Here is a 10,208-nt window from a genome sequence, read left to right as displayed (position 1 = left end):
GGATTCTCGTGGACGGGGGCATGGGCTTCGCAAGCACCAATGTTCTCACGAAAGAGAGCATCGCCGAGGCCGTTAAGAAGGCTGTGAAGCTCGCAAAGGCGGCCTCCAAGGTGAGGAACGAGCCGATTCGCTTTTCCGATGAGGACTTCCATGAGGTCTACTATGAGGTCAAAATGCGCAAGGACTTCCGCGATGTCTCCCCCGAGGAGAAGCTCGAACTCCTGAGAAAAATCGAGGAGGAGGTAAATGCCACCGGCGTGAACGTGCCGATGCGCTACCTTGGCTACTCCGACCAGGTGTGGCACAAGATAATAGCCAACAGCGATGGAGCGTTCATCGAGAGCGTCATTCCGCGCGTCTCGACGATGTACAACCTCGTCGTCTTCGAGAACGGCCAGATGGAGCAGGCGCCCTTCGTTCAGAGGGCATTCTCCGGTGGTCTAGAGCTCATAGAGAAGGACGAGCCGTGGAACTGGGCGGTCAAGGACGTTCAGGCGCTCAAGAGGCTCATCTACGAGGGCAAGAAGCCGCCGGAGGGGAAGGTTGACCTCGTGATAAGCCCCGAGGTAGCAGGTATAGCCGTCCACGAGAGCGTGGGGCACCCATACGAGGCCGACAGGATATTCGGAAGGGAAGCCGCCCAGGCCGGAGAGAGCTTCGTTAAGCCGGATATGCTCGGCGAGAGGATAGGGAGCGAGGTAGTTACGGTCATCGAAGACCCGACGATACCGAACAGCTGGGGCTTCTACCTCTACGACGACGAGGGCGTGAAAGCAAGGCCGCGCTACCTCATCAAGGATGGGATAATCACCGAGTTCCTGACCAACCGCGAATACGCGGCCAAGCTCGGCCAGCGCTCAAATGCCGCGGCAAGGGCGATCAACTACAACCGCGAGCCGATTGTGAGAATGGCCAACACCTATCTTGCTCCGGGCGATTACTCCTTTGAGGAGCTGATTGAAGATGTGAAGCTCGGCGTTTACATGGTGAGCTTCAACGAGTGGAACATCGATGACCGCAGATACCAGCAGAGGTACATAGGCAGGGAAGCGTATCTCATCGAGAACGGCGAGATAAAGCACCCGGTCAGGAGGCCCATCCTTGAGATAACGACGAGAGCGCTCTGGAGCAGCGTTGACGCCGTAGGAAGAGAGGTCGAGATGTTCCCCGGAACCTGCGGCAAGGGCGAACCCGGCCAGGGCGTCCCTGTCTGGATGGGTGGAGCACATGCAAGGCTCAGGGACATACCGCTGAGGTACTGAGGTGGTGGAGATGTTTGACGTTAATGAGTTCATTTTGAAGAAGGCTAAAGAGCTCGGCTTCGGCGACGTTGTCGTCCTCGGCTACGAGAGGGACAGGAGGCAGGTTCGCTTCGCCAACAACGAGATTACCGTCGCCAAGAACTGGCACGAGAGGAAGGTCGAGCTCTTCGTCGAGCTGGATAAGCGCGTTGCCGGAACGACGATAACCGAGCTGAGCGAGGGGAACATCGAACGCACTTTGAAGACGCTCCTGAGCAACATGAAGGGGATGGCGCCCAAGGAAGACTACTACGGCATTGCGGAGGGTCCGTTCGAGTATAGAGACATCCCTGAGACCTTCGATAAAGCCATCGTCGAGCTCGACGAGCCGAACGAGTACGTGGAGAGAGCCATAAACGCGGCCCTTGAGGAAGGGGCGAAGCGCGTTGCTGGAGTTCTCTACACCGACCACGACAGGATTTACCTCACCACGAGCAACGGTGTGGAGGCTTTCGACGAGGGGACGGGCATAGAGATAAGCGTCAGAGCCTTCATCGGGGACCTTGAGAGCGGCCACGGGACGAACTCCGTCAGGGTTCTCAAGAAGTTCGACCCCGAGAGTGCGGGGAGGAAGGCCGGAGAGATAGCCAAACTCGCCCAGAACCCTGAGCAGGGGCCGGAAGGGAAGTTCGACGTCATCTTTGACCCGTTAGCGTTTGCCAACCTGCTCAGCTACATGAGCTTCATGACATCGGCTTACGCAGCAGAGGCCGGATTCAGCTTCCTGGTGAACAAGCTCGGCCAGAAGGTCGCGAACGAGATAGTAACGATAAAGGACGTCGGCAACATGCCCAACGGCTACGGAAGCAGGAAGTTCGACGACGAGGGCGTTCCCACGAGGGAAACTACCATCATAGAAAACGGAACCTTCAAAACCTTCCTCCTCAACACGAGCATGGCGAGGAAGTACGGGGCTGAGACAACGGCCAATGCGGGCCTTATAATGCCGCACGCGTGGAACATCGTCCTTGAGCCGGGCAACTATTCGAGGGAGGAGCTGTTCAGCGAGGTCAAGCGTGGCATCTACATTACAAACGTCTGGTACACCCGCTTCCAGAACTACGTCGCCGGCGACTTCTCCACGATACCGCGCGACGGAATATTCCTCGTCGAGAGCGGCGAGCTGAAGCCCATAAGGAACATCCGCGTAAGCGACAACCTCCAGAGAATCCTTGAGGGAATCAAGGGACTCGGTAGGGATTCCTACCACATCCACTGGTGGGAGGTCAGCACGCCCGTCTCGACGCCATACGTGCTGGTTGAAAATGTTGGCATAACGAGGGCCACCAAGTGAGGCCCCCATATTTCTTTTCTTAGTTGCATAACACTTAGACTTTTGTAACAAAAGTTGTATAAAAAATTCTGACCGACTCATTCTGGGGGTAAAAATGCCCGTAGAGACAGATTACAAACACATGGATATTGATGACGTTTTAAAAGTCCTCGAAACCTCCATGGATGGCCTTTCCTCCGAGGAGGCCAGAAAGCGGCTTGAGGAATACGGACCCAATGAAATCCCCGAAAAGAAGGTCAACCCCATCATCAAGTTTCTGTCCTATTTCTGGGGGCCAATCCCCTGGATGATTGAGATTGCCGCCGTGCTCTCCGCGGTGGTACAGCACTGGGCAGATTTCTGGATAATCATCACCCTGCTCGCACTCAACGGTGTCGTCGGGTTCTGGGAGGAGCACAAAGCAGAGAACGTTATAGAGTTCCTCAAACAGAAGATGGCGCTGAAGGCGCGCGTTCTGCGGGACGGAAAATGGAGCATCATACCTGCGAGAGAACTCGTGCCGGGAGACATAATAAGGCTCAGGATGGGCGATATAATACCCGCGGACGTCAAGCTCATAGAGGGGGACTACCTTACGGTAGACGAGTCCGCCCTTACCGGTGAATCGCTGCCTGTCACGAAGAAGGTGGGCGATATAGCGTTTTCGGGTTCACTCGTGAAAAAGGGAGAGATGACCGCAGTCGTGACGGGAACGGGACTCAACACGTACTTCGGAAAGACCGTGCAGCTTGTCGAGAGCGCCGAGACGGTGAGCTCGTTCCAGAAGATGGTGATCAAGGTGGGCGACTACCTGATAATAATCTCCCTCATACTCGTCTCGATAGTCTTCCTAGTCGCAATACACCGGCACGAGAGCCTCCTTGAGGCACTGCGCTTCAGTCTCGTGCTGACCGTCGCCGCGATCCCCGCGGCAATGCCTGCGGTTCTAAGTATAACGATGGCCATAGGAGCACTGAACCTCGCCAAGAGGCAGGCTATCGTGACAAAGCTCGTCTCAATAGAAGAGCTGGCAGGTGTCGATGTCCTCTGCTCCGACAAAACGGGAACGCTGACCAAAAACGAGCTCACAGTTGGCGACCCGGTGCCGTTCAACGGATACACCAAACAGGACGTCGTTCTCTACGCCGCCCTCGCGAGCAGAGAGGAAGACAACGACCCGATAGACCTTGCGATTCTGAGGGCGGTCGATGGGTTCAACCTCGGGGGACTCATAAGGAGGTTCAAACAGGTGCACTTTACCCCCTTCGACCCAGTGATAAAGCGCACGGAGGCGGAGATAACCAATGGAGAGAACTTCAGGGTGGCAAAGGGTGCGCCCCAGGTTATACTCGACATCTGTGATGTCCCCGAGGAGGTTCGGAAAAAGGCGACAGAGACCGTAGATGAGCTGGCAGGAGATGGCTACCGTGCCCTAGGTGTCGCCAGAACCAGAAACGGAAGGTGGGAGTTCGTCGGGATAATCCCCCTCTTCGATCCTCCGAGGGACGACGCCCCCAAGGCCATAAAGCAGGTGCGCCGCCTCGGGGTAAACGTCAAGATGGTGACGGGAGACCACATAGCGATAGCCAGGCACATAGCAAAGATACTCGGGCTCGGTACGAGGATAGTCTCAATGAGCGAGCTCCTGAAGGCGAAAAGGGACTCAGAGGTTGAAAAGCTCGTGGAAGAAGCAGACGGATTTTCCGAGGTATTTCCCGAGCACAAGTTCCGCATAGTCGACGCGCTCCAGCGGAGGGGCCACCTGGTTGCGATGACCGGCGATGGCGTCAACGATGCCCCCGCACTGAAGAAGGCAAACTGCGGCATAGCGGTTTCGGGTGCAACAGACGCTGCCAGGGCCGCAGCGGATGTAGTTCTCCTCCAACCCGGTCTGTCCGTTATCGCTCACGCAATACAGGAGGCACGGAGAATTTTCCAGAGGATGGAGAGCTACGTCATATACAGGATTACGGAGACCATAAGAGTGCTCTTCTTCATAACCTTCGCGATACTCGTCTTTAACTTCTACCCAATAACGGCAGTGATGATAGTGCTCCTGGCGCTTTTCAACGACGCCCCAATCCTGGCGATAGCCTACGACAACGTCGTTACGCCTCAAAAGCCCGTTAAGTGGAACATGTACAAGGTCCTGCTCCTGTCCACTCTTCTGGGCTTCGTCGGAGTCATAAGCTCATTCATTTTGTTCTACATAGCCGAGAGGGTGCTGCTCCTCAGCAGGCCTGAGATACAGTCATTTATCTTCCTGAAGCTCGCGGTGGCGGGGCACCTAACGATATTCGTCACAAGAGCTAGGGGACACCTCTGGGAGAGGCCATACCCAAGCCCGCTCCTCCTCTGGTCCGCTATAATAACTAAGGTACTCGCCACGCTGGTCGTTGTTTACGGAATCTTCGTAACCCCGATAGGCTGGAAGCTCGCGGGGTTAATATGGGCATACGCGCTGGTATGGATGCTGGTGATAGACGAGGCCAAAGTCATGGTGTTGAAGCGCATGGAAGGTCTTTGAGCGCTCAGTCCTCAGCCAGATGTCTCAGCTTCAGGGGCTCCCCGAATGGGCCGAGGCTTGCTATCTTGAACGCAACACCCACCACAAGCAGGATTACCGCAAAAATCAGTCTGGCCTCCCCCAGGCCAGCCATGTCCACGGCAAAGCCGTAAACTGCATAAAACGCGGCCATCACAAGGGCGGAGAACATCATGTTAATGGAGAGAACGGTTGCCCTCTTTTCGCTCGGTATCCTGTGCTGGAACTCAACGGAGACGTTGAAGCCGAAGGCCGTGTTGAGGACCGTTGCGAGGACTCCAAGCAGGATAATAAAAATAGGGTTCTGAAAGAGCACTGAGAGAACCGTGAAGACAGGTATAGCGACGGGGGCGAGCTCGTAGGCCCTAACGCTCCACTTTTTTCCGAGCCTAACTCCGACAAGCCGTGGAAGAGTTTTGATCAGAGCCTCGACGACGCCGAGCACTCCGAGAGTGCCCATGATGGTCGTTCCAAGGCTCTCCGCGAGAATCCCCCCGAGGTAGGGCTCGAAGAACTTCCGAAACTGGTTTATGGACACCGTCACGGAGATTGAGATGAGGACTAAAGGTAGGAGATCACCCTTGAAGAGCTCTCTGGCGGAGCCGAGGACGTGTAGGTGGTATGAGACCTCAGGCTTTTTGAACTCATATTCGGGTATCGAGAGCGCCGTCAGGAGAGCGCCCAGCTCCATGATGAGCGTCATGACTAGGGGCAGGGTAAAGCCGTAGAACTGCGCCAGGAAGGCGCCAGTTGGGATTGAAAACGCGGAGAAAACCAGGGTCAGGGTCTTGACGTCTCTCATGACCTCGCGGTATCGTTTTTCCATCTCCAAGTGCCTCAGGTTGTCAAAGAGCCACGCCTGAAGGCTACCGCTAACGAATGTCGCCCCGAGTGACGAAATAACGGCGTAGGCAACGAGCATTGGGAAGTTCCTGAGGAGGATCAGGATGACCGTGCCAAGGGAGAATAACGCCATCCCGATCAGCACGCTGGTCTTCCTGCTCACCTTGTCGGCCACGACGCCGGTCGGAACCTCAAAGAGAAAGAAGCCCAGCGCGGAGACTGCACTCACAAGGCCGATCTGGCCGTAGGTAATGCCCTTCGAGAGGTAGTAGATGACCGTGAGGTTTCCGATGAAGCCCGTGTTCATGAGGAGGAAGAGAAGTCTATACCTCCTGAGCAGGTTCATTTCACCACCCGGGATAGGAAGTTGCCCATCTGAAGGATTTAAGGTTTTTGAATGACGCAACGACCATAATCTCCAGCATCAAAGAACCAGGAGTCACGTTACTTCCCGAAATCTCCGGAAAATTGCCCAAATCTGCGTAACAAGACGGAACGGCCGAGAAAACGCTTAAAAACTTCTTCATGCAAATGAAGTCGGGTGATAGGAAGATGGAGGTCATAGAGAACTCCCGGTTGAATAAGTTCCACTACACCCTCCTCGCGATCCTCGGGACCGTGTGGGCGTTCATAGCGGTGAACACCATCTCGGCGGGGTTCGTCATAGCCCTGCTCAAGAACGACCCGGCATTTCAGGGAAGCCTGACGAAGCTCGGCTCTCTCGGCTCCGCGGCGCTCTTTGGAATGCTCTTTGGAGCGTGGCTCTTCGGATATCTCGCGGACAGGATTGGGAGGAAGAAGACGCTGGTTCTCGCGGTTTCGACCTTCTCCCTCGGCTCTATAGTGAGCTCGTTCGCCGGCAACCTCGACCAGCTCATAGTCCTGCGCTTCATCGTCGGCCTCGGCCTTGGAGGTTCCCTCCCGGTTGCGAGTTCATACTTCGCCGAGTTCATGCCCCGCTCGATAAGGGGAGCTATGATTTCAATCCTGGAGAGCTTCTGGGCTGTCGGAACGATAATAATCGGCGTCGTGGCCCTGCTGGTTAAAGCCGACTGGAGGAGCATACTCCTCTTCGGCGGGGCGATAATCCTGATCCTGCCCCTTCTCCTCACCCTTCCCGAGTCGCCGCGCTTCCTCCTAACCAAGGGGCGCGTTAAAGAGGCGGAGGAGACCCTCAGGGAGATATTCGGAGTGAGCGTAAAGCTCGAAATGCCCAAAGCGGCCGGGAAGGTATCGGTCGGGGACCTCTGGAGGCGCTACGGTAAAACGACACTCATGCTCACCATCGCGTGGTTCAGCATAGCCTTCGCCTACTACGGCTTCTTCATCTGGCTACCGAGGTTCCTCTCCGCGACGCTTGGCATAACGGTTTTCAGGAGCTTCCAGTACTTCATAATAACGGCAATAGCCCAGCTCCCGGGCTACTGGAGCGCCGCTTACCTACTCGAAAGGATTGGCAGGAAGAAGACGCTCTCCTACTACCTGCTCCTCTCTGGAATAGCGGGCGTCGGCTTCTACTTCGCGGCCAACTCAGGGAACGAGACGGCGATAATCGCGAGCGCCATAGCTTTCAGCTTCTTCAACCTCGGCGCCTGGGGTGCGATATACGCCTACACGCCGGAGCTATATCCAACGGCCGTCAGGGGCACCGGGACGGGCTGGGCCGGGGCGATGGCCAGGATAGGCGGCGGAATAGCGCCGATACTCGCGGGGAGGATAATGGAAGTCGGGAGCGCCGCCCTGGCGGTTCTGGTTATAGCCGTCGTTGCGATAATCGGCGCTCTGGACGTCCTGGCGCTGGGAGAGGAGACGATGGGAAAGGAGCTTGCTTGATTTTTCCCTCTTTCACCCAAACAGCCCCAATGCCGGCCCCAGAGTTATCGCCATGCTCAGAAGACCGCCGAGGATCAGAGCTGGAACCGTCTGTTTCTTTTCTATGGCAAGCAGGTAGGCCGCCAGAGCGCCGGTCCAGACGCCGGTTCCCGGGAGCGGGATAGCCACGAATATCGTCAGCCCGATGAAGCCCCACTTCTCGACGTAGGGATGAGCCTTCCTCCTGACGCGCTCGATGTAGTAAAGGTAGAGGTGCGCCACCTTACGCAGGGGCGTTTTTTCGAGCCAGAGCATAAAGCGGTCTATGTGGGGCAAAACCGCGGGGAGGAAAAGCGAGAGCGTCAGGACGCCGAGGGAAGCCGCTAAAAGCGTCTCCCAGAGGGGATAGCCCATACCTATGCCGTAGACTATCGCGTACCTTCCTTCGAAGGTCGGTATCAGCGAGAGGAGGAAAACCTCAAGAAAGCTGTTCATTCCGAGTCCACCCCGAGGAGCGATTTCAGCAGGAGGTAGAGCCAGGGGGCGAAGAGCAGGCTGAAGAGGACGTCGCTGAACCAGTGATAGTGAAGGAAGAGCCTTGTGAGAGCAATTCCAACTGCGTAGGCCCACGCGATTGGGGCGTACCTCTTCCAGCGGTCGGAGGCGTAGGCCGCTATTATCGCTGCCCTGAAGGTATGGCCGGAGGGAAAGGCGTAGCCCCCTATTCCTGGCCCGTATGGTCTCGGCCTGGGTTCTGCAAAGAGAAACTTAAGTGCACCAACGGCGGCAAGGCCGACGGCAACGGCGAGGATGAAAACCAGCGTGTTCCGGGAAACCCTGCCGCTCTCCCTCCACTCGGTCAGGAGGGCAAAGGCCACGAAGAGCGCCAGGAATACGTCGCCCCCAAGTGCCGTCAGAAAGTTCATCAGAGGAGTGTCTATCATCGGAAGGGCCAAGTTAACCCACTCGTTTACCCCCCTGAAGGCCCCGAGTGCCTGGAGGGAGAGGATCACAAAGAGGACCACTGTGAGGGCGATGAAATCGTTCCCGAGTTTGAACCGCTTCATGGCACTCTAAGAAGGTCGAGACGGTAAAAAAGCTTTTCCGTGGGAGAGGGGCACCGACGGGATTGGGGGTTAGATGACCCCCGCCGCGTAGAGGGCGTGGTAGGTCTTGAGGAGCGCCTGCTGAACTTTTTTCGGCCCGAAGGTTCTCACGGCTTTCCCAAGGCCCTCGTTGTAGATGCGGCGCATTATGAAGTCCGTCTCGCGGTTGAGGTTGAGTTTCTCCCGGTTTTCAAGGTAGAGGCGCGCTATTTCAGCCGGCTCGCGGTAGTTGAGTCCCTTGAGCCATTTGAGGGGAATCCCGTCCTCGAAGCGCTTTATGACTTCGAAACCAATGATAGTAACCTCGTCGTCGCCGTAGAGTTCGCCGTATATTCTGTTTAGCTCACGAAGGAGCTCTTTAACATCGGAGAAGCCGTCGAGTTTGGCGTCTTCATTGGTCAGATCCCTGACCTTCTTCTTTTCAACGTGGGTTATCCTGACCTTCGCTATGGCGGTGTCGCTGGGGGTCACGACGAGGTAGACCTCGCTCCCCGGCCTAGCCTCGTAGTCCCCGTAGCGTATCGTGGTGACCTTGTCTCCCCGGAGGACCCTCGACTTGTAGGCCGAGTCAATCAGCATGAACTTCCTTATCTGGACGCTCTTCCTCTTCAAGGTTCAGCCCCCTGACTATATCCATGATGTCTTCAAGCCTCTCCACTGTAAAGTCAGCGTACTCAAGGTATTCCAGCTCTCTGTCGGCATATTTGCCGTATTTAAACCATGCGGTCTTCATGCCCACCTGCTTGGCGCCGTAGATGTCGGAATAGAGTCTGTCGCCCACCATCATAGCCTCGCCGGGTTCGACGCCCATCTTCCTCAGGGCCTTCTGAAATATCTTGGGGTGAGGCTTCTTGACGCCGAGGTAGTCGGAGATGAAGACGCCGTCGAAGTAGTCGTCCAGTTCGAGACGGATTATCTTCTCCCACTGCTTTATCGGGTCGCCATCCGTGATTATGCCGAGCTTATAGCCGGACTTCTTCAGCTCAAGGAGGAGCCGCCGGACGCCGCGGACGCTCTTCAGGTAGGCGAACTTGGTGTTGTGGTAGGCTATTACCCCCGCGGCGACCCACTTGGGATTGTTTGGTAGGTCGAGACGCCTGAGCAGGTAGTCGAAGTGCCTGCTGAAGTTGCTTCCGTATTCGCTTATCAGCTCAAGGAGTTCATGGTAGGCAGTGTCAAAGTCAACGGGGAGACCGTGACGTATCATGTTCTCTATGGCGTTCTTTCTCGCCATCTCCGCCAGCCTGCTTGTGTCCACAAGCGTGTCGTCCAGGTCAAAGAACACGACCTTTATCATCCCTTCACCCACCGCACTCTACTCGCTCAAA

9 protein-coding genes are annotated in these 10,208 nt (G+C 56.2%); 4 read left to right on the top strand and 5 right to left on the bottom strand.

Annotated features, from left to right (window positions below):
• The 3 genes from F7C11_RS07460 to F7C11_RS07450 all read left to right on the top strand — a co-directional run.
• A partial coding sequence (locus tag F7C11_RS07460; protein ID WP_297092493.1) for a TldD/PmbA family protein occupies nt 1-1,262 on the top strand: 1,262 nt, incomplete at its 5' end.
• A 10-nt stretch (nt 1,263-1,272) separates the two neighbouring features.
• Entirely contained in the window at nt 1,273-2,595 is a 1,323-nt protein-coding gene (locus tag F7C11_RS07455; RefSeq protein WP_297092491.1) for a TldD/PmbA family protein, read from the top strand.
• Between the two features lie 94 nt (nt 2,596-2,689).
• Nucleotides 2,690-5,101, top strand: a complete 2,412-nt coding sequence (locus F7C11_RS07450) for a plasma-membrane proton-efflux P-type ATPase (RefSeq protein ID WP_297092490.1) — start codon at nt 2,690-2,692, stop codon at nt 5,099-5,101.
• 4 nt (nt 5,102-5,105) lie between these two features.
• Here the strand turns inward: F7C11_RS07450 and F7C11_RS07445 are convergent, their stop codons facing one another.
• The gene (locus tag F7C11_RS07445; protein WP_297092488.1) at nt 5,106-6,308 is read right to left on the bottom strand and encodes an MFS transporter; all 1,203 of its coding nucleotides are present in this window, start codon (nt 6,306-6,308) and stop codon (nt 5,106-5,108) included.
• Between the two features lie 206 nt (nt 6,309-6,514).
• On the opposite strand from F7C11_RS07445, the gene F7C11_RS07440 reads away from it, so the two are divergent.
• Nucleotides 6,515-7,795, top strand: coding sequence for an MFS transporter (locus tag F7C11_RS07440; RefSeq protein ID WP_394354845.1), 1,281 nt, complete (start codon nt 6,515-6,517; stop codon nt 7,793-7,795).
• Between the two features lie 12 nt (nt 7,796-7,807).
• Here F7C11_RS07440 and F7C11_RS07435 read toward each other — a convergent pair whose 3' ends face one another.
• From F7C11_RS07435 to F7C11_RS07420, 4 genes are all read right to left on the bottom strand, one after another.
• A complete protein-coding gene (locus tag F7C11_RS07435; protein WP_297092484.1) occupies nt 7,808-8,269 on the bottom strand; it encodes a COG2426 family protein in 462 nt (153 codons plus the stop codon).
• Complete coding sequence (locus F7C11_RS07430; RefSeq protein ID WP_297092482.1) at nt 8,266-8,841, bottom strand: phosphatase PAP2 family protein; 576 nt, start codon at nt 8,839-8,841, stop codon at nt 8,266-8,268. The genes F7C11_RS07435 and F7C11_RS07430 overlap by 4 nt, the downstream gene beginning before the upstream one ends.
• A gap of 69 nt (nt 8,842-8,910) precedes the next feature.
• Nucleotides 8,911-9,492: an ASCH domain-containing protein gene (locus F7C11_RS07425; protein ID WP_297092480.1), complete on the bottom strand. Its 582-nt coding sequence runs from the start codon at nt 9,490-9,492 to the stop codon at nt 8,911-8,913.
• The gene (locus tag F7C11_RS07420) at nt 9,449-10,177 is read right to left on the bottom strand and encodes a TIGR02253 family HAD-type hydrolase (RefSeq protein WP_297092478.1); all 729 of its coding nucleotides are present in this window, start codon (nt 10,175-10,177) and stop codon (nt 9,449-9,451) included. Before F7C11_RS07420 ends, F7C11_RS07425 begins: the two co-directional genes overlap by 44 nt.
• Between the last annotated feature and the right edge of the window lie 31 nt (nt 10,178-10,208).

This window comes from Thermococcus sp. (genome assembly GCF_015521605.1).
Lineage (GTDB): Archaea > Methanobacteriota_B > Thermococci > Thermococcales > Thermococcaceae > Thermococcus.
This window is presented reverse-complemented; position numbering and strand designations above follow the sequence as displayed.

Excerpts from the sequence above, each read along its gene's own strand:
- F7C11_RS07455 (WP_297092491.1), top strand. The coding sequence starts at position 1,273 with ATGTTTGACGTTAATGAGTTCATTTTGAAGAAGGCTAAAGAGCTCGGC.
- F7C11_RS07445 (WP_297092488.1), bottom strand. The coding sequence starts at position 6,308 with ATGAACCTGCTCAGGAGGTATAGACTTCTCTTCCTCCTCATGAACACG.
- F7C11_RS07440 (WP_394354845.1), top strand. The coding sequence starts at position 6,515 with ATGGAGGTCATAGAGAACTCCCGGTTGAATAAGTTCCACTACACCCTC.
- F7C11_RS07430 (WP_297092482.1), bottom strand. The coding sequence starts at position 8,841 with ATGAAGCGGTTCAAACTCGGGAACGATTTCATCGCCCTCACAGTGGTC.
- F7C11_RS07450 (WP_297092490.1), top strand. The coding sequence starts at position 2,690 with ATGCCCGTAGAGACAGATTACAAACACATGGATATTGATGACGTTTTA.
- F7C11_RS07420 (WP_297092478.1), bottom strand. The coding sequence starts at position 10,177 with ATGATAAAGGTCGTGTTCTTTGACCTGGACGACACGCTTGTGGACACA.
- F7C11_RS07435 (WP_297092484.1), bottom strand. The coding sequence starts at position 8,269 with ATGAACAGCTTTCTTGAGGTTTTCCTCCTCTCGCTGATACCGACCTTC.